Source organism: Gemmatimonadaceae bacterium (genome assembly GCA_036003045.1).
Lineage (GTDB): Bacteria > Gemmatimonadota > Gemmatimonadetes > Gemmatimonadales > Gemmatimonadaceae > JAQBQB01.
In genome coordinates this window covers 19,686-37,025 of record DASYSS010000071.1, presented here as the reverse complement: position 1 = coordinate 37,025, position 17,340 = coordinate 19,686, and the positions used below count along the sequence as shown (strand labels likewise).

Sequence of the window (17,340 nt, the reverse complement as noted above, 5' to 3'; positions counted from 1 at the left end):
TCAGCCCTCCCGCGAGGGAACCGGCGTCTCGGCGTCCGGGACGGGTGCCGGAGCGGCGGGCTGGTTTACATTGACTTGCGTGGCGGCGGGCGCGGCGTTGATGGAATCGACCTTCGTGACGATCGTGGCAACCGCATCGCGAATGCTCGATCCGATGCCCGCCACAGCTCCCGCAGCGCCGGCACCAAAGTAGGAGGCGATACGCGGGCCGAACACCGCCAGGGAGATGGCGCCCTCTGCTGCCCACCAGGCACCCCAAGCAGCATTCGAGATCGAGACGTCGCCAGGTTTCAGCAATAGCTCGTGGCGGATCATGACCCAGCCGACGTACGTCCAGATCGCGAACATCCACCGCGACATGCTCGGCTTGCCGTTCTCGTCTACTAGCATGCCTAGCAAATAATAGAAAATGCTCTTGCCACTTTTCGGCAGCACGTGCCAGTCGGCGGCCCTGCGGCCGCTCTTCACCTCGACCGCGACGACTGCCGGCCCGGTCATCGCGGATTCCCCGCCTGCAGCACCCTGCCACCTTCGGGGCGCTGGTGCGCCTTCTCGATTGAGTCGATCACCTGCGCGGTTCGCGCACGCTCACGCTGTGCGAACACATGGCGCAACGAGTCGTCGTGCACATAGAGCGCGAACACGGGCGCGGCAACGTACCGCCCGTCGAGGTACGATCGCGCGTAGCCGGTCACGGTCGCGATCGACGCGAAGGCGCCGCCCACCGCGCCGATCGTCACGAGCAGCGTGCGGACGGTCATCAGGTGACTCGCGTCGACATGCCGCGGTCGAACAGCGGCCAGAACACGGCGATGATGCAGACGACCACGACGACGGCGATCACGATGTAGAGCAACCGCTTGTACTGCGCATCCATGTTCGGCCAGACAGCGGAAACGACCGCGCCGAGCACGATGGCGATGAGGGCGAAAATCAGTGGGTAGAGATTCATCGAACGTCTCCGGTTGAAGTCATTCGTCGCTGATGCACACCCACGAGAACGCCAACAGCCCCGCGAGCAGCACGCCCTGGTACGGCCAGTACGTCGGCGCTGCGCCGTGGGCGAGCGGATGGGCGTGAACCCACATCGCGTGCGGGATCCACGCGACGAGGCCGAGGCCGAAGTAGATGAGCAGTGAGCCGCGCACCAGCCACGAGGCATCCCGACGGTCGACCACAATGGCGACGACAGCGAGCGACGCGGCCGAGTGGAGCACCACGTCCGGCGCGTGCAATCCTCGCCAGACGATTGCGGCCAGTCCGATCGCGCTCAGGTCGAGCACCAGCAAGAGCACCATGCGGCGCGGCCAGAACGCCGTGGCGATGAGCGCAACCTGCGTGACCGGGTATACGAGCGTCGGTGCCCAGCGGTCGTTCGGCGGAAACGCGAGCGCGGTCACGTTCGCCAGCCACGAGACGGCGAAGCCGGCGGCGATCCACCAAAGGCGCGCATCCCGGCGCCGCCCGGCGAGCCGAAGCCCGCCGAGCGTGACCGCTGGCAACAGCGCCATGACGATGGCGACTGTCTCGGCGTCCATCTAGCACCGCGGGCTGCCAGGACACTGCGTCGCTTCGTTGAGGTCCGTGGGGTGCGCGCCTTCGGCATTCGAGACGCGCGCGAAAAAGTCCTTGCCTTTCTGCAGGATCGTGATCGCGGCGTCGTCGCCGCTGTACTCCGGATTCGCGAGTAGCGCACGAAGGTCGGCGATCGTCGTCCCGCCGGCGCTGTCCGGACCGAAGACGCAGAGGGGTTTCAGCTTCTGGGCCATGGGAATTCTCCGTTTAGTGCTGGTGATTGGTGGCCGTCGGATGCCGTAACCTGAGTTCCCTTGCGACGCCCATCAACTCCTCGAGCACGGAGTGACTTGCCTCCACGACTCGCCGGTTGTCGTCTTGCATGATCCTGATCTCTTCGCGCACCAACTCGTCGGATTTCATCTTGACTTCGTTCGACAAGCGCACAGAGAGGGCCGTCTCTTCGTTGGACAAACGCACGGCAACGGCCGCCTCTTCGATCCGCCTCGTACGGTCCTCGGACACCCGCTCGAGGGCGGCGAGGTGGCCGATGTGCGGACGCAACGCGCGGCGCAGACTGACGGCGAGGTACGTGGCGAGCCACGACATGAGGGCCACTGTCAGCCAGAGCCAGTCCCGCACGTCGTGGTAGTTCATCCATGCCTCACGCCTCTCCTCGGTTCATCGGTCGCCGTCGCGTCGTCGCGGGTGGTTCGTTGCTGTGTATCGCCGCTCTTCCGTCGCTCCATCGATCTTCGCGAGCGCCAGGGCGAGGCGATCGATGCTTGCATCGAATCGTTCGACGACGGTCTCGAACCGTGAAGCCAGTTCGCCGATCCGGAGATCCGTGCGCGTCTGCGTGCGCGCGAAATCCTCGAAGCGGTTCTGCAGCGTCCGCACCGCGCTGGCCGTGGTCGCTAGTTCGACGTTCACGCTTCCCATCGTCTCGCCGAAATACTTCTGGAAGTAGAGTTGGCCGTCCTCGTGCCGCAGGAAGTAGAAGAGGAGTCGCGTGATCGCCGGTCGGACGATGTTCCAGCCGAGCGCGATGGCGGCGAGAAACGCGGCTGGCACGATGAGCTTGACCCACTGGACCCATGCGCCATCCGGGGGGACCGTCTGATCCTCGAGGCGCATAGCGCTCCACGCGGTGAGAGTGAGCACGTCATTTCTTCGCGACGACCGCAGCGACGAGCGATCCGACGGCGACCAGCGCCATCACGCCGCTGAATACCCACGCCCAGACTTCGCGACCGCCCTTCTGCTCGGCGTTGCGCGCGGACGTCGCCTTGGTGATCGACTCGAGCCGCGCTTCGATCGCCCCCATGCGCAGTTCGGCTTCGGCACGAGGCATGAGCGTTCGCTGTTGATCGGCGAGCGTCTGACGAAATTCGTTGACGCCCTCGAAGCGCTTCTCGCTGGCCATCTCGGCCTTGAGCACTGCTTCCTTCGCTGCGTTCAGCGCGGCGTCGACGGCCGTCTGCGAGTCCTTGAACCGCTGCTCGTAGCGTCGATCGTTCGCCCCGAGCACGACATCGAAGTGCTCGCGGAGCGTCTCGATCGTCCATCCGCCGTTCGCAGCCATTCACGAGGACCCCCGCAAACGAAAAAGGCGGCCCGCGATGCCCCGATGTGCTGGGAGCCCTCACGTGCCGCCGGAGACGCACTTGGTCGTGCGCGATGTGTGACCCGTTCTACATAGCTACAGCATACTCTAAAACACCCGCTTTAACCAGCCTTAGCCGGCCTGGTAGATGGGCGGGTCCTCCTCGACCTCTTCCGCCTTGAACTGGACCGCGTTCTCCGCCCGACGGCTGACATGCGCGATCCACCGCTCAGCGGCCGCCCGGTCGACGAAATTGATCCGCGTCGCCTGCTGCCAGCCCGAGGGCGGGTCGAGCGCCGTCGAGCGTCGGAGCACGATGTAGACGGACCGCCGTTCTGTGGCAATCACGTGGGCACCTCGACGATCTTGAACACGGCGTCCGGATTGGGACGATCGGCGACCCACGCGGCCGCGTCGGTCCGGACGTCGTTCGTTTCGCCGTTCGTGTCGAATCGACGACCCGTCGCGATGCGCGTCTCGCCGAGGGAACCGTCGGGAAGGCGCGTTTGCCGAAACACGAAAAACGTCATCAATGCGTCCACGCGTAGAGGAGGGAAATGACGACCTGGCGGATCCAGTGGTCGTTGTTGTGGGCCGAGAGGAGATAGCCCACCTCGGCGTTGCCGCCGCCGAAGTCCGCCGGGGCGAGCGCCGAACCGGTCGACGGGTTGAGCGTCGCGACGAGCGGACGACCCAGGCTGCTGCTCAGGTTGAGCTTTCCGCCATCGCCGTCCGGCCAGTCGTGCGTGATGTTGAATTCGCGGCCGCGCAACTCCGCGCCGCCGATGATCATGGCCATTCGGCCTTGGTTCGTCCCTGAGCCGCTCGGCGCGCGAGAGACATAGACGATTGGCATCGCCCCGAGGACGGTCACGCAATCGCCCGGCGCGCCCTGCACCTTGTATGTGTCCTCCTGCGCGGCCGCGGTGAGCACGTTGTAGTCGCCGTCCGGGATGGCCCCAGAGCCGAGATCATCGGTGACTTTCGTGTACGGTCCGCCCGAGCTGTTATGGGCGCCGACCGCGTTGGCGAGCAAGGTGGCCGCGCGACAGCCGCCGAGCCCTGTTCCGCCGCCGGTCGTGCCGCACGAGGCCACGAAGGCATCGCTGACCGTGAGGCCGTCCCCGTTCGCCGTCCCGAGCGCGAAGCCAAACGCGACGCCGCCGATGTTCTTCCCACTCGTGTGTCGCGTGTCGATGCCGCTCGCGCTGCCGATCAGCGTGCGCGTGCCGGTGCTCCCGTCGATGCGCCAGACGTTCACATAGCCAAAGACGGTGTCGAGCCCGAGCTCGACTTCGACCTGATTCAGCCCGTTGGAGCTGAGCGCCGTCGCCGTCGCCGCGACCAGGTTGAACGGATTGCCGGCGCCGTGGATGTTGTCGACGCGAACCTTGCGCGCGGTCGTGAGGAACACGGCCACGGCCTCGACGCCGCTGGTGTCGTAGAACGAGAAGAGCTTGAGGTCGGCGGACAGCGTGTTGCTGTGGAAATTGACCCAGATGCCCGCGGTCTTCTGCTGGGATCGTTCGATGAATGCGGGCGCGCTGAATGACCCGTTCGCGAACGAGGGCGGGAAGTCTGTGAGCCAATACCCGCCGACCGGGCCGAGAATGACGCCGAAATTGCCGCCCGGCCAGACGCCGCTCCCGGCATAGGAGTGGTTGTAGGTCATCGCACGGCCGCCGTCCGCGCCGGCGGTCGCATTCGTGAACGGGTCGCCCTGAATCCGGTTCGTTCCGGCCGAGTCGTTCTTGTAATTCGCGTGAACGCCCTGGCCGGTCGTGTTGGTGGCGCCGAGGTCCATCCATTCGAGCGGCGTGACGGGCTGGTCGCGCGAGCCGACGCTGCCGTTCACCTGGCCATCGGTGCCGTTCGCGGGGCGGTAGACGATGGTGAGCCCGGCTTGCGTCATCACGAGGCGATCACTGCCCTTCGATTGGAAAATGGGCTCCGCCGCTTGTGCGGCGCTCACCGCCCACGCGGCGCTCGTCGCCGGGTCCACAGTGAAATAGACGGCTTTATCGAGGCCGTCCGACGGCTTACCGAGCGAGCCGCCCCAGTCGCTGAACACGACGCGCAAGTCGGTGCCGTTGTCTGCGTCGGTCGATCCGGATCGAACGCCCGGACGAATCAGCGCCCCCGTTCCGGCGCTATTGGCGTATGTGCCGAACGGCGAGACGGCGAGAACGGAGCCGACGTTCGCGGCGTTGAAGGTCGCGATGCCGTAGCTGTTGCGCTGCGTCGACGACTCGAATTCGCCAGCGGAGAGATAGCCCGGCGCCTCTTTGCAATTCAACAACTGCCACGGGATCGGCGCGTCGGCGTAATGCCCCGCACTCGCCACGAACGCGCTGAGCGCCATGACGTCGCCAACGAACGCCGTGTGGCCGAGGCCCGTCGCGTCGAAGAAGGCGAAGCCGCCCATCGGAATGTCGTCGATGCCGCCGACCTGGAACGCCGTCGTCGTAAAGGCATCGGAGCCCCACGAACAGATTTCGATGTCCTCGGCGACGCTCGCGAAGCTGCTCAGCGTGTCGATGCCGGTGACGTCGAAGAAGTCGGTCTTTGTCGTCGGGCTGCCGGCGCTGATGTCGTAGCCGCGGCACGTCACATACCCAGCCGAGGCGTGAATCAGGAAGCCGAACTCGAGGAGGTACCGTCCCGACGCCGGGACGGTCACTGTGGACGTCTGCAGCAGGGCATCGGAGCCGTTGTCGGTCCGATATACGAGGACGTGGCGCGAGCTGTCGAGACCGAACGCGAGATGGCACGAGCCAGATGCGCCGTTGTTCATCGCCTGGTACAGCAACTGCCCGTCGGCGACAATCGTCTTCCCCGTGAGGTCGATCCAGCAGAGAACGCGGCCTTCCTTCGTTCCACTGCCAGAACTCATATAGGTCGCTTGGCTGGTAAAATTGCGGGTCAGCCAATGCGGCCCGTTGTTCCGGCCGCCCGTCATGCTGTGCACCATCCCTTCGTTTTCGTAGATGTACAGCGTGTCAGTGTGCCGCGGACCGCCGCCGCCGTCTTCCACGAAGAGCGGTGCCATATCCGTCCGACCCGGCACGCCCGGCGGCGCGGCCAGATTGAGATGCGCGAAGCCAGCCGGCGTCGTCTGGCCGAACGTGTCCTTCCCGACGACCGTGATGTAAATCGTCTGCCCGGAAGTGATCGCGGACGTCGTCGCCGTGAAGTCGGCCGGCGCGTCGATCTCCGTCCCTGCCAGTGCATCGGCCGCGGTAGGCTGCGCCGATGTCGACCACGCGTACCACGTCTTGTTCACGCCGAGCGGCACCGTCCACACGGCAGTCGGCACGTTCGAGCCGTCGAGCGTCAGCGTCACCACCGGCGCGGCGAGCGTTCCGCCAGAGCTGGGCGGGCTGGTCCCACCCGTCGAGGCTACCGCCGTCGTCGTCCCCGCGAGCGGACTGCCGCTCTTCGGCGCGCCGGGCTGGAACAGGAGATCCGTGAGGCGCTTGTTCTTGTTCGAGAACGTGAGCTTCGTATCGCCCTCGACGCACTGGTTCTCGACGATCTCAACGAGCCGCTCGTTGTCGTTGGCCCCGACTTCCGCGTCGAAGATCACGCCACTGCCGCCGAGCGTTGGCGAGGCGGAAGGGTCGACGTCGAGATTCAGCCGCGCCAAGTCCAGCAGGGCGACTTCGTAGCTCGCTTGCGCCGGGTTCACGAGGGCGAGGCCCGCATTCGTGGCCTGCCATGCCTGATTGGCTTCGCCGAATTCGCTCTGCGTGTCGGGCGGGACGCCGCCCGGCGTGATCATGATCGAGTCGATGTATCCCTCGATCGGCGTCAGCGCGAACCCCGTGATCGCCGACCACGCGAAATTGAGCATAACGACGAGGCCCTGCGCGGAGCCTGAGAGATCGCTAATGTCGCTGGCCTGGACGGCCGCGAAGATGCTTGGCGCGAGGAGCGACGGCGTCGTGATGTCTTGATCTTCGAGAATGATGTCGACGAACTGGCCCTCCGGTCCGAGCGTGCCGCCGAGCGACGGCCGGCCGTTGCCGGGCTGTGCATATGCCACTCGCTTGTCGTCGAACCATTGGACGATCGAGCCATCCGCCTTCATGATGCCCAGATTCATCCGCATCAGGGCGCCGGAGTTGAGCGTCGGGTCCCAGCCGTTGGTCAGGATCAGCCGAAGGCGCACCGAGACCGGCATCCCATCGAACCAGGGCGTGACCTTCGCCGGCGGCGAGACGAGCGTCCCATTGATCGCGCGAAAATGGAGATTCTGTTTCGCGACGTTCGTGAACAGCGGATCGGTGTTCTGACTGATGTCGATGTAGCCGCCGCCCGCGATCGGCGTGGGCGTTGAGGTTGCCCCGGTCGCCCCGAGACTGCTGAATTGGCGAAACGTGTAGCCATCGGGCAACGCCGTCGGCGTCGCCCACGAGCGCATCGTGCCGTTGACGGCGAGGTTCGGCACGGCCTGGAGGGTGGACTTGTCGATCTGACCCGCGACGATGCCAATGCCCGGCGGCGTGGTGGACGTGAAGAGCGGCCAGTCGAGGAACGTCGGCACGCCCGCCGGCGAGCCGTTCGTCGTGCGGAACTGGAGCAGCATTCCGTTCGAGATGCCGGTGCCGCTCGTGAGCGTGACCGTCTGATTCGCGGCGCTCGAGTCGGTGATGGCCACGAACGAGCCGGTCGCCTCGACGTAGACGTACAGGCCGTTGAGCTGATCGTCGAAGCCCATGGGCCCCGCGCCTTCCGCCGGATCGGCGAGCGTGATCACATTCGACGCGACGTTCGTCACGGCCCAGCGCGCATTCCCGATCGCCGTGGTGGTGCCGTCGCTCAGCGTCGCGAGCTTCGGCGAGAGCCGCGAATACTGCTGCGAGCCGTCGACCGTGCGCTTGAGACTTTGGAGGTTCTTCCCGACGCGCACGAAGAACTTGGGCGCCGTCGACCCGATCGTGGTGAAGATGTTGATCGCGCCGCTCGGATCGAGCTGGAATTCTGCCAAGACACCGAGTGCCGCGAGGGCGCCGAGCCCGGCGGTGATGAGCGACAGCGTGTTGACGTCCTGCACGTCGAGGTCGAATGTCGCCGTCGGCTCAATCGTGCCGAGCGTGACCCACGGCAACACGCTCGTCACGCTCGCGTTCGTCGTGACGTACGTGGTCAGCATTTCCGTGAACGTCAGGCCGACGAACCCGAACGACGTCGACGGAATGCCGTTGAGTGGCGAGGCCAGCGGGTCGGCAATGATCCCGTGCTGGCCGAGTAGGAAGCTGAGCGGGCTGCACGTCACATCGACGTCGGTGCCCGACGCGCGATTCGTCACAACCTGGTCGATCGGCCACCAGTCGACGTCGCTGTCGGATTTCCACCGTCGCGCGACGAGCCCCTTCCGGACGAGCGAGGCGGCTTCCGAGTTCCCCGGAATCGAGAACGTCATCGACTCCGGGTTGATCAGCGACCGCGTCGTCGACCACGCGGTGCGATAGGGAAGGAAGCCGCCCGTCGAGAGGCGCGAGCCGCCGTTCGCGGCGATGGTGTTCCAAAGCTCCAGGCGGGCGAGCGGCATTTCGACTATCGAAATGCCTGCGTGTACACGATCGACGCCGAGCCGGACGAGATGCGCACCGTCGGCGAGCCGCCCACGGCGTCCACGGGCGAGAGCGCGAAGAAGTCTCCGGCCGTGAGATACTCGTCATGCCGCACGCCAGCCGCCGTCACGCGCTGCAGGAGCATGTCGACGACGATCGTCGCGGGCGAGCCAGGGAACGTGATCGTCGCCGTCGCGATCGTGGTGCCCGCGTGGTTCTTGTACGTGATCACGAGGGGCGACGTCGGGCTCGTCGCGGTGACGACGGGAAAGCTGTCCTCGCTGCCGACTGCGCACGCCAGGTCCGAGCCGGACGAGCCGGTGACCGTCGTCGCCGACGTCGCGTACGCGATCGGGTCCTCGCAGTGCACCGTAATCAGGATCGGTGCCTGCGCCGCGCTCGGGTAGAGTTGCGGATACTGAATCGACGTGACGCTGCCGGTGCGCTGGCGCGCCGTCTGATTCCCGCCAATCAGGACGGCATCGCCGAGCGTCGCGAGGTGCAGGGCATCGCGCTTGGACTCAAAATCGCTCGGCGACGTGCCGATGAGGTTCCCTTTGACGACGTAGTCCGTGGGCGCGTATTGGCGTTTCGCGCTCGTGCGCACCGTGCCGCGGCGACCGGGGATCTGCACCTCGGGATACGAGATCGCGGGCGCGTCCCAATTGTTCGGCAGGTCCGAGACGATGACGCCGTACGTCGTGACGTCGACGCCGCCGATCTTGAGGGCGAACGAATAGACGGGCATCGGTCAGCCTCCGATGAGCGAGCCGGTGCCGCCGATCGTGTTCACGCCTCGCGAGCGATCGGTGTTAATCTTGAGTGAGCCGAGCGCCTCGTCGACCGTCTTCGCGATACGCTTGCCCGCGGCGACGTCGTTCTGGCTCGCCCCCGGTGGCACTTGGACGATGACCGTCACGCCGCTGCCACCGTAGGCGTTGTTGCGCGAGTTGCGATTGTCGTCACGAATTTCCGTCGTCCGAATGACGAGCGTCGCGAGATAGTCGGCCATGCGGTTGCCCACTTGATCGGTCAACGCGCGCGCCCCGCTGGTGATCGCCGTGGTCGCTGACGTGAACGCACCGGAGGCCGGCGAGGCGAGCGCCGCCGCGGCCGTCGCCATCTGGGGACCCCACTGCGCCTCATCTTTGAAGAACTGGTCGATCGCGGCGTTCTGCGCGCGCTGCTGATTCGTGAGCCCGCCCTGCTGCGTCGGGTCGGTATAGAGCGATTTGAGTAGCGCATCGGTGATCGTCGACGGATCGATGCCGAAGAGCGTGCCGAGGTTGGACCGCTCGCCGGCGAGCCCAGACGCGCCGCTGATAAACCCACCCGAGACCGCATTCTCGATGTCCGATGTCGACTGCTGCAGCGCGGCGACGGTCGCCTGAAAAGCCGTCGCGGCAATCGCGGCCGCGTCGGCGGCGAGCGTCACCTGCAAGGCGAGTTGCGTCATCGGGTCGACCCCGTCGATCACGGCTTGGTTATACGCCTCCTGATCCGCTGCCTGTTTCTGCAACAGCGGCGCGAGCGACGCCGCCAATGCAGACGCCGCCGTGCCGCCAGGGCCCCCAGCGAGATTCTGCGCGAGGGCGTTGTTCGCGTCAGCGAGTTGTTTCTTGAGCGCCGCCTCGTCCTCGAGGCCCTGGATGTATTTCAGTTGCGCGATCTGGGCGTCGGTGTAGCCCGCCTGCTGAGCGTCAAAGAGTTCCTTGTCCTCTTGCGCGCGCCGCGCGATCGCGTCGCCTTCCGCTGTCAGGCCCTTCGCATACGCCTCGCGCGCGTCGAGCGAGAACTGGAGCTGCTTGGCCGCTTCGGCGTAGGCCGCGTTGAGCGCGTCGAGTTTCTTCTGGTAGAGCTCTGTCGCCTGATTGAGCTTGTCTTGGCCGCCGAAGGTCGCCTCGATGGTCGCGACGTTGTCGGCATACTCTTTGTTGAGCGCGTCGAGCGCGTTCTGGTAGTTGCCCGCCGGGCCGTTCAGTGCGTTCAGTTGCTGCGTGAGGCCCGCGAAGAAGTTCTGAACGATCCGTTGCGCGTTTGCCGCGTTCTCCGCGTCGAGTTGACCCAATTGCGTGACGCCGGTCTGAAACGCTCCCCGGTCTCCCTGGTGCGCCGCCTCGCGAATGTCGTCGATGATCGCGCTGCGGAGTTGCTGGTACGTTGCCGCGTTCTGCGCGAGCGCCGCGGTCGGCCCGCTGAACCCGGCGAAGTTCTGCAGCGACGCTTGGATTCTGTCACCAGCCGCATGTAGCGCGGCCGCGGCTTCGCGGTGTGCTTGCGCCGCGCCGAGGAGGCCGCCGACTACACCAGCGACAGCGCCGATCGCGGCGCCGCCCGGGCCAGCCGTCAGGAACCCTTGCGCCGCACCGCCGACAGCGCCGAGGCCCGCTTGCCCTTGCTGGCCGAGGGAATAGCCGAGCGAGAGGCCGCCAATCCCAGCGGCGAGGTCCTTGATCTTTGCGGCCTGAGATTCGAGCTGATCGAGCTGCCCCTTGATCGTCGCGACCGCACTCTCCCCGGCCACGCCGCCAATCTTCATCGCCTCTTTCAGCTTCCCCTGCAGCTCGCTCACGCCCTGATCGAACTGGCCCACGATCCGGAGCGCGAGGTTGCTCCCGTCTTTCAAGAAGGTGCTGAACGAGATGTTGCCCGACGCCGCGAAATCGACGACGGCGCGGACTAATTCGCGGCCGACTGTCTCCGACAGGTGATGCACCTCGTCGGTCGCCTGTCGCGTGATCTCGGCCGCCTTCGTCATCTGGGCGGCGTAGTCGGTGAGCCCCTGCCGCGTGAAATCGTTGAGCGCGGCCGTGTCCTTCTTCACCTCGTTGCCGAGCGTCGTCAGGTCGCCGATCGGGCCGCCGGTGATGTGGAACGGATCGCCGGCGAGCGCCTTCTTCTGCTCCGCCGTGAGGATCGACGTCGCCTCGGCCGTCTTTCGGAGCTGGGCTTCTTCCGCCGCGAGCAGATCGGTTAGCCGTACCGTGGTCGCGATGGTCGACTCGTACACAATCTGACCGTCTTTGGTAACCACCTGGCCGTCGCGGACGGCGGCGGAATATTTCACGACGTCGACTGTTAGCAGATCCTGCAGCGCCCGCTGTTTTTCCGCCTCGGCGGTTGTTTCAGTCAGCGCGTCGAGCCGGTGCATCTCGGCGGCGTGGAGCGCGTCGGTGAGCTGCGTGAGATCAGCGAGGAGGCCCGCTTGCTGGCGAAGGTTCAACTCCTTGTTCGCGTCGGAGAGTCCACTATACGCCTGCCTCAGCCCATCGAGCGCGTGCTGGTAGCGTGCGATCGCGGCCGAGGCGTCGGCGTAGACGGCACCCGACGCTTGGCCGCCTGAGATCAGCGAAGCGAGGCCCCCTGACTGCTCGGAATTCTTTTTCAGCCCCTCGTCGATCAGCGCGGCGAAGGCCGCTTTCGCGGCGGCCTGCACTTCGGCTTCGCCCTTCGTGATCGCATCCTTCTGCGCCTGGACGTATTGCGCCCATCGTGTCGTAAACTCGATGCCGGCTTGGTTCGGGTCGAAACTGCCGGCGACGATCGCGGCGACGTCGGCCTTGAAGACCTCGAAAATGCCGCCTGCCGACGTGCCGCGCAGCGTGTTGTCGAGCGTGGTTCGGAGTGAGCCGAGCGCCTTTTCTTCGGCGCCGATCTGTTGGAGGAACCCGCCCCCGGCGCCGCGCTGCTGCGCGTCATACCACTTGCCGAGCGACTCCGTGAGCTTGTCTTGTTCCTCGCGCGCCTTCCGCGTGTCCTCGGTGAGCAGCTCGTAGACCTTGAGCACGGCGAACGTGCCGCCGAGCACTGCGATCATGCCGACGGCTCCGATCTCCAAGTGACCGAACGCGGCGGCGAGGAGACCAACCTGCTCGTTCGCCCCCGTGGTCTGAACGATGAAACTCTCAAGCGAGCGCTCCACGCGGCCAAGCGTGATCTGATGATGGCTCGCCGCCTCGGCCGCGCGAAGATTCGCGTCGCCGAACCCGCCCACCGCCGCCGCGCCAGCGCGCGCCGCCGAGGCCGTGTTGTTCACCGCGCCGCTCACCGTGCCTGCAGAGCCTTCCGCGCGCGCGCCAGCGTCCGCGAGCCGGTTGAGGCGCGCCGTCATCTCGTCGACGCCCGCGCCCTCGATGTTGACCTGTAGCGTCGCGAGATCAGCCATCGACCTCGCCCTTCGTCAGAAACGCGCGGTCGAGCGCGCGAATGGCGTCGACGTGCACGCGCTCGAGCCGCCGGCCACGCACAGAGGCGTAGGCCGCGATCTCCGTGTACGAGATGCCCGCCGGCGCGCCCATGCCGCTATACGGCCGGCTCACGTGCAGGTCGAGGAAGAGATCCCAGAGCGACAACGCGCCCTCCGGGATCGGTGGCGGAATGAGCGCCTCTGCGGCCGACGGATCGACGTCGCGCGCTCCCTCTAGCCATTCGCGGACAGTTGAAGCGCTGGTTCCTGGCCGCTCGGCGAGTCGGAAATGGTGTCGTCCGAACTCGACGAGGGCGGCAATGAGTTTCCCAGGAACGCCGCCTCGCGACTCGCCAGCGCATCGACTTGCTTCTTCGCCCACGGCAGGCGCGTCATGAGCATCTTGGCGCTCGTGAGACTGAACGGGACGGGCTTGCCCTTCCACTCGACGTTGACCCACGGACGGGCCATCAGGCAGCGCGCCGAGCGGGCGATGAGAAATTCGCGCGCCTCCTCGTTCGACATCGAGGTGGTCCGCTTGAGGTTCTTGTTCGCCTGTTCGTCGTTCCACGTGACCATCGTCTCGCCGTCGAGGCTCAGGACATAGAGCGTCGCGGGCGCCTCTTTGCCGCCGACGGGCGAGCCGTCGCGCGGGTCGATGAGGACGAGGGGCTGCGGCTCTTCGCCGCGTTCGTACGTGTCGAGCTCCGAGAGATCGACGGCGTTTTTCGCTTTCTTGGTCATTTCGTGCCAGCTCCACGAGTTGAGGGGGAGTGCTCGGCGCCCGTCAACGCTGGCCCTCGCTCGCCGGGGATGCCGCTCACGGCTAGAGGATCAACGAACGCCGAACACGAGGGACTGCTAGTACGCGGTCGACCCGAGCCCGGGCTTTCCGAGCTTCCGCGCCAGCGACGCGGGCATGCGCTTCTTGCCGCCCTTCGATTTCGCGCCCGCCTTCTTCTTTTTCACGAACGGGCGCAGTGCTGCCGGAATGACTCCCTTTCTCGCTTTCGCCATGCGAAAATCCTCCTAGATGCCCATGTTGTGACGGCCGCCGCCGCGCTTGTGCGCGGACAGCTTGGCGAACCTGGCCGAGCCGAACTTCTGGCGGCCGATGTACGCGGCCAGGGCGTCGGGGTTCGTCGCCCCCGTCTTGGGCGAGCGACGACTTGAGCGACGCGAATCGCTTCCCGGTGCCGAGCTTCGGCTTCTTCCGTTTCGCCATCGAATCCTCCGACTTACGGATGCCTGGTGACTTGCGCGGTCGAATTCGTCGGGTCGGTCTTGCACTCGTACGCCAACTCGACCACGGCGGCTCCGTTGACGACCAGGTTCGCGATGTTCGACAGCGTGAGCTTCGTCTTGTTGAAGAGGAAGTCGTACTTGAGCGTCGACGCACCGCCGATCGAGACGGCGACCGCGTTGTCGGAATAGGCCGCGGCGAGGTCGATGTTCGTCCGATCCTTGAAGTACTGTTTGATGGTTCCCGTGGCGACGAACTGACCGAGCTGCAGGTCGGCCAACTGCAAACTCCCGAGCTGATCGAACTCGATCAGGTTTCGCGTGACCGAGAGCGTCCACTCCTGCGGACCGTCGACCGCGACGGACGCGACCGCCATCGACTGGAAGCCGGCGATCGGGTCCATGATGCCGTTGGTCTCGACCGCCGTGACTGACGTTGCGGCGGTCGTCGCTGACCAGACGCACGGTTGCGAGACGAATTCAGCCGACCCGCTCACGACTTGGCCCTTCACGACGCTCAACGCGAGCGTCTTCCACATCGCGCCCTTGTAGAGCGCGAACTGGTTGATGCCCGAGAACCCGAGCTCGAACGACATCGACTCCCGCGTATTGCCCACCTTGAGCACGTTCGTCGCCCAGGCGGCGCCCCACAGCCCGGAGAGGATGTCGTCGAGGTTGCCGTACGACATCTCGAAATTGAACGCGAGGCCGCCGCCCTCTTTCGTCCGGATATAGTCCTGAATTTCACCGGCGGTCGTGAGTTCCTTCGACTGGACCGTGGTGCGCGAGTATTTCGGCGTCACCGACGTCACGCGCAGCGCCTGCATCGTTGGCGTGGCGGGCGTCGTCCCCCACGTCACTTCCGGGATGTAGCGCGCTAGGACATGCGTGCCGACTTCGAGTGCCATAGGAGGAGGCTCAGTTGAGAGTGTAGAACGGGATCGTGATTGGGATGCACGACCAGCCGACGGCGACGCCAGGCAAACGCTGGCCGCGGTACGGCGCGGGGCTGGACATGACGCAGAGGAGCGAGCCGTCCGCTGCGGTCAGGGTGAGGCCAGGCGGGAAGAGCGCCAGAATTGCGTCGGCGTATCGGCCATCGGCCGCGATCGCCGTGTTCGACTTGACGAAGATCCGCGGGCAGTACATCGGGCGCGCTTCGCTCCGCGCGCCCGGCCCGAGTTCCTGCACAGCCGCAGGCCCGGGGACGTATTGCTCCTCGACGTACGGCTGGCCCTGAATCGGCTCGACCGTCTCGTTCTCCCACGCGCGAAGCGATGGGAGGCCGACGACGAGCGAACGCCCTGCCGCGGCGGCCTGCGCCGAACGCGTGCCGGAGACCGAGACCGCGAGTGCGGTCATGTCGCTGATCGTGCCCACGGGGTTCGACGAGAATCCCGAGGGCGTGAGCTCCATGCCCGGCGCCAGTCCGTCGGTGACGAACGACCCCGTCGAGCGCGCGTAGCCCGTGAGCGTGGCCGCGAGGGTTGCTGAGCCAGTCGTCGACACGACGAGCGTCATGAGACGCGCGCGCATGGCGAGCTGCATGGCGAGGTGATTGTGAATCACGGCGTCCCGCCCTGCACACGTGGCGTGACGTACGCGACGATCCGATCGAAGTTCGCGCGCGTTGACGCGACGGAATGAAAGCCGCCGACCTGGCTGCGCAGCGTCAGCGGTCCGAATCGGCCGACGCCCTCTTCGATCGGCGGCGCGTATTCGACGTTCGTCGAGACGCTCCACAACAGCCGCGAGAGTTGCTCGAGCTGCCACGAGTTGAGGAGCCGGGCCGTGTCGACGGGCTGGCCGGGCGCGCCGGTGAGCTCCGAGCCCGTCTTGATTGAGCGGAGCACTTCAATGGCCGACCCAGCGACGACGTTCTCGCTCTGGGCTTTCACCTTGAGCCCGAACGACCGGATCGCGTCCGCGAAGCCCGTCATCGCGACAGCACCACGCGCGCGGCGAGCGTCGCGCCGCCCGGCTGCGTCGGATACGCGGCCTTGACGGTGTAGGCGGCGCCGGCCCATGTGATCGTGTCGCCCTCGAGCGGCAGCGTCTCGGCCTGACCGGCGTCGGGGATGAATTCGATGGTGCGCGCCGACGATTGCACGAGGCCGAGCGCGAGGTATTCGTCGACGTCGCCCGCGGAGCCAATGCCGACACCAGTGATCGTCGTGATGACCGGCGCGCCTGGCAGGCCCGTCGTCGGATCGGACGCGCCCTGCGTCCGCCGCTCGAACGTGACGTCGGTGCGCAGTTCGGCGGGAATGCTTCGAACCGCCTTCCGGATAAGCGCCGCGTAGGTCCCCATGTTACGAGCTCCGCCGCGCTTCGCCGCCGAAGCCCCACCCAACGTTCGTGAGGATGCGCACGATGAGGAGCGGGCCGAGGAGCCGTTGGACGATGCCCGGCAATCGCTGGAGCGCCCAGATCGTGCCGTTGATGGAAGCCGGCGCGAGCGGGTCCCACGTGACTGAGACGTCGCCGGCCTTAACGTTCGTGATGCCGGATTGCACCGGCTCGAGGGCGGCCCCCGTCGGGTCAGCATAGTAGACGATCGCCAGCTCGATCGTCGCCGCGACGAGCGTCGGCGGCAGGACACCGGGGAGATAGTCGCGCGGGAATTCCAACGATTGTGTGTCGGTCTCGCGCGCGCCCTTGAAGTCGACCTCGCTCTTGAGCGCTGGGCCCGAGGCGAGGGAATCGATGTCGCGCGTCGCCGTGATGAGCGCGCGGGATTTCCCGTCGTCGTCGCTCGCGGCGAACCATGCCGCCGCCGCGGCACCGATGCGCGTCTCGGCTAACGCGTCGGCGTCCGGGATCAGCGCGTAGGTATTGGCCGCCGGATCGCCGACGGTGGCAATCAAATCCATCTATGCCTCCTCGGCGACTGGTGAAATCCCCCCAAAAAACAACGGGGCGGCGACGAACCTCCGCGCCGCCCCGTCTCGCGCCCCCGCGAGTTCGCTACGGCTTGTCGGCCGCGGGCTTCTTCGCAGCCGTTCTCCCCTGGAGGATGTCGGCCAGCCGCTCCATCGGATCGACCGACGGTCCACCAACGGCACCCGGCTGCTCGCTGGGGTCCGTGTCCTTGTCCTTTTTCGGCGCGTCCTTGATCTCGACGCCATTCGCGTCGACGGCGGTGTCGCCGATGTAGTACAGGCCGCCGGGCCGGAGTGCTTCTGCCATGAGAACCTCGAGAGAGCGATCAGCGC

The 17,340-nt window shown here is 66.2% G+C and carries 22 protein-coding genes; all 22 read right to left on the bottom strand.

From position 1 onward, the window contains the following. Positions 1-498 carry a hypothetical protein gene (locus tag VGQ44_17325; protein HEV8448597.1) on the bottom strand — a complete coding sequence of 166 codons (498 nt, stop codon included), beginning with the start codon at positions 496-498 and terminating at the stop codon, positions 1-3. Continuing rightward, positions 495-761, bottom strand: a complete 267-nt coding sequence (locus VGQ44_17320; GenBank protein ID HEV8448596.1) for a hypothetical protein — start codon at positions 759-761, stop codon at positions 495-497. Before VGQ44_17320 ends, VGQ44_17325 begins: the two co-directional genes overlap by 4 nt. Further along, positions 761-952, bottom strand: a complete 192-nt coding sequence (locus VGQ44_17315; protein ID HEV8448595.1) for a hypothetical protein — start codon at positions 950-952, stop codon at positions 761-763. The genes VGQ44_17320 and VGQ44_17315 overlap by 1 nt, the downstream gene beginning before the upstream one ends. Before the next feature lie 19 nt (positions 953-971). Next, positions 972-1,538, bottom strand: coding sequence for a hypothetical protein (locus VGQ44_17310; GenBank protein ID HEV8448594.1), 567 nt, complete (start codon positions 1,536-1,538; stop codon positions 972-974). Further along, positions 1,539-1,769: a hypothetical protein gene (locus tag VGQ44_17305; protein HEV8448593.1), complete on the bottom strand. Its 231-nt coding sequence runs from the start codon at positions 1,767-1,769 to the stop codon at positions 1,539-1,541. Between the two features lie 13 nt (positions 1,770-1,782). Then, positions 1,783-2,172, bottom strand: a complete 390-nt coding sequence (locus VGQ44_17300) for a hypothetical protein (protein HEV8448592.1) — start codon at positions 2,170-2,172, stop codon at positions 1,783-1,785. A gap of 24 nt (positions 2,173-2,196) precedes the next feature. Beyond that, entirely contained in the window at positions 2,197-2,679 is a 483-nt protein-coding gene (locus VGQ44_17295) for a hypothetical protein (protein HEV8448591.1), read from the bottom strand. A gap of 1 nt (position 2,680) precedes the next feature. After that, the gene (locus VGQ44_17290; GenBank protein ID HEV8448590.1) at positions 2,681-3,100 is read right to left on the bottom strand and encodes a hypothetical protein; all 420 of its coding nucleotides are present in this window, start codon (positions 3,098-3,100) and stop codon (positions 2,681-2,683) included. A 153-nt stretch (positions 3,101-3,253) separates the two neighbouring features. Beyond that, positions 3,254-3,469: a hypothetical protein gene (locus tag VGQ44_17285; protein ID HEV8448589.1), complete on the bottom strand. Its 216-nt coding sequence runs from the start codon at positions 3,467-3,469 to the stop codon at positions 3,254-3,256. Then, positions 3,466-3,651 (bottom strand): hypothetical protein, encoded by a 186-nt coding sequence (locus tag VGQ44_17280; GenBank protein HEV8448588.1) that lies wholly within the window; start codon positions 3,649-3,651, stop codon positions 3,466-3,468. The genes VGQ44_17285 and VGQ44_17280 overlap by 4 nt, the downstream gene beginning before the upstream one ends. Continuing rightward, on the bottom strand, positions 3,651-8,675 hold the full coding sequence (locus VGQ44_17275; GenBank protein ID HEV8448587.1) for a hypothetical protein: 5,025 nt from the start codon (positions 8,673-8,675) through the stop codon (positions 3,651-3,653). The genes VGQ44_17280 and VGQ44_17275 overlap by 1 nt, the downstream gene beginning before the upstream one ends. Before the next feature lie 5 nt (positions 8,676-8,680). Beyond that, positions 8,681-9,445 (bottom strand): hypothetical protein, encoded by a 765-nt coding sequence (locus tag VGQ44_17270; GenBank protein HEV8448586.1) that lies wholly within the window; start codon positions 9,443-9,445, stop codon positions 8,681-8,683. Between the two features lie 3 nt (positions 9,446-9,448). After that, positions 9,449-12,862, bottom strand: coding sequence for a hypothetical protein (locus tag VGQ44_17265; GenBank protein ID HEV8448585.1), 3,414 nt, complete (start codon positions 12,860-12,862; stop codon positions 9,449-9,451). Then, on the bottom strand, positions 12,855-13,049 hold the full coding sequence (locus VGQ44_17260) for a hypothetical protein (protein HEV8448584.1): 195 nt from the start codon (positions 13,047-13,049) through the stop codon (positions 12,855-12,857). The genes VGQ44_17265 and VGQ44_17260 overlap by 8 nt, the downstream gene beginning before the upstream one ends. 68 nt (positions 13,050-13,117) lie before the next feature. Beyond that, positions 13,118-13,627 (bottom strand): hypothetical protein, encoded by a 510-nt coding sequence (locus VGQ44_17255; GenBank protein HEV8448583.1) that lies wholly within the window; start codon positions 13,625-13,627, stop codon positions 13,118-13,120. Positions 13,628-13,744: 117 nt separating this feature from the next. Next, positions 13,745-13,900: a hypothetical protein gene (locus tag VGQ44_17250; protein ID HEV8448582.1), complete on the bottom strand. Its 156-nt coding sequence runs from the start codon at positions 13,898-13,900 to the stop codon at positions 13,745-13,747. A 221-nt stretch (positions 13,901-14,121) separates the two neighbouring features. After that, a complete protein-coding gene (locus VGQ44_17245) occupies positions 14,122-15,033 on the bottom strand; it encodes a phage tail tube protein (protein ID HEV8448581.1) in 912 nt (303 codons plus the stop codon). Positions 15,034-15,043: 10 nt separating this feature from the next. Further along, positions 15,044-15,694, bottom strand: a complete 651-nt coding sequence (locus VGQ44_17240; protein HEV8448580.1) for a phage tail terminator-like protein — start codon at positions 15,692-15,694, stop codon at positions 15,044-15,046. Further along, entirely contained in the window at positions 15,691-16,065 is a 375-nt protein-coding gene (locus tag VGQ44_17235) for a hypothetical protein (GenBank protein ID HEV8448579.1), read from the bottom strand. The genes VGQ44_17240 and VGQ44_17235 overlap by 4 nt, the downstream gene beginning before the upstream one ends. Next, positions 16,062-16,436 (bottom strand): hypothetical protein, encoded by a 375-nt coding sequence (locus VGQ44_17230; GenBank protein HEV8448578.1) that lies wholly within the window; start codon positions 16,434-16,436, stop codon positions 16,062-16,064. The genes VGQ44_17235 and VGQ44_17230 overlap by 4 nt, the downstream gene beginning before the upstream one ends. Position 16,437: 1 nt before the next feature. Next, complete coding sequence (locus tag VGQ44_17225) at positions 16,438-16,998, bottom strand: DnaT-like ssDNA-binding protein (GenBank protein ID HEV8448577.1); 561 nt, start codon at positions 16,996-16,998, stop codon at positions 16,438-16,440. Between the two features lie 94 nt (positions 16,999-17,092). Continuing rightward, on the bottom strand, positions 17,093-17,314 hold the full coding sequence (locus VGQ44_17220) for a hypothetical protein (GenBank protein ID HEV8448576.1): 222 nt from the start codon (positions 17,312-17,314) through the stop codon (positions 17,093-17,095). Between the last annotated feature and the right edge of the window lie 26 nt (positions 17,315-17,340).

Excerpts from the sequence above, each read along its gene's own strand:
- VGQ44_17325 (HEV8448597.1), bottom strand. The coding sequence starts at position 498 with ATGACCGGGCCGGCAGTCGTCGCGGTCGAGGTGAAGAGCGGCCGCAGG.
- VGQ44_17320 (HEV8448596.1), bottom strand. The coding sequence starts at position 761 with ATGACCGTCCGCACGCTGCTCGTGACGATCGGCGCGGTGGGCGGCGCC.
- VGQ44_17315 (HEV8448595.1), bottom strand. The coding sequence starts at position 952 with ATGAATCTCTACCCACTGATTTTCGCCCTCATCGCCATCGTGCTCGGC.
- VGQ44_17310 (HEV8448594.1), bottom strand. The coding sequence starts at position 1,538 with ATGGACGCCGAGACAGTCGCCATCGTCATGGCGCTGTTGCCAGCGGTC.
- VGQ44_17305 (HEV8448593.1), bottom strand. The coding sequence starts at position 1,769 with ATGGCCCAGAAGCTGAAACCCCTCTGCGTCTTCGGTCCGGACAGCGCC.
- VGQ44_17300 (HEV8448592.1), bottom strand. The coding sequence starts at position 2,172 with ATGAACTACCACGACGTGCGGGACTGGCTCTGGCTGACAGTGGCCCTC.
- VGQ44_17290 (HEV8448590.1), bottom strand. The coding sequence starts at position 3,100 with ATGGCTGCGAACGGCGGATGGACGATCGAGACGCTCCGCGAGCACTTC.
- VGQ44_17280 (HEV8448588.1), bottom strand. The coding sequence starts at position 3,651 with ATGACGTTTTTCGTGTTTCGGCAAACGCGCCTTCCCGACGGTTCCCTC.
- VGQ44_17275 (HEV8448587.1), bottom strand. The coding sequence starts at position 8,675 with ATGCCGCTCGCCCGCCTGGAGCTTTGGAACACCATCGCCGCGAACGGC.
- VGQ44_17270 (HEV8448586.1), bottom strand. The coding sequence starts at position 9,445 with ATGCCCGTCTATTCGTTCGCCCTCAAGATCGGCGGCGTCGACGTCACG.
- VGQ44_17265 (HEV8448585.1), bottom strand. The coding sequence starts at position 12,862 with ATGGCTGATCTCGCGACGCTACAGGTCAACATCGAGGGCGCGGGCGTC.
- VGQ44_17255 (HEV8448583.1), bottom strand. The coding sequence starts at position 13,627 with ATGACCAAGAAAGCGAAAAACGCCGTCGATCTCTCGGAGCTCGACACG.
- VGQ44_17250 (HEV8448582.1), bottom strand. The coding sequence starts at position 13,900 with ATGGCGAAAGCGAGAAAGGGAGTCATTCCGGCAGCACTGCGCCCGTTC.
- VGQ44_17245 (HEV8448581.1), bottom strand. The coding sequence starts at position 15,033 with ATGGCACTCGAAGTCGGCACGCATGTCCTAGCGCGCTACATCCCGGAA.
- VGQ44_17235 (HEV8448579.1), bottom strand. The coding sequence starts at position 16,065 with ATGACGGGCTTCGCGGACGCGATCCGGTCGTTCGGGCTCAAGGTGAAA.
- VGQ44_17230 (HEV8448578.1), bottom strand. The coding sequence starts at position 16,436 with ATGGGGACCTACGCGGCGCTTATCCGGAAGGCGGTTCGAAGCATTCCC.
- VGQ44_17225 (HEV8448577.1), bottom strand. The coding sequence starts at position 16,998 with ATGGATTTGATTGCCACCGTCGGCGATCCGGCGGCCAATACCTACGCG.
- VGQ44_17220 (HEV8448576.1), bottom strand. The coding sequence starts at position 17,314 with ATGGCAGAAGCACTCCGGCCCGGCGGCCTGTACTACATCGGCGACACC.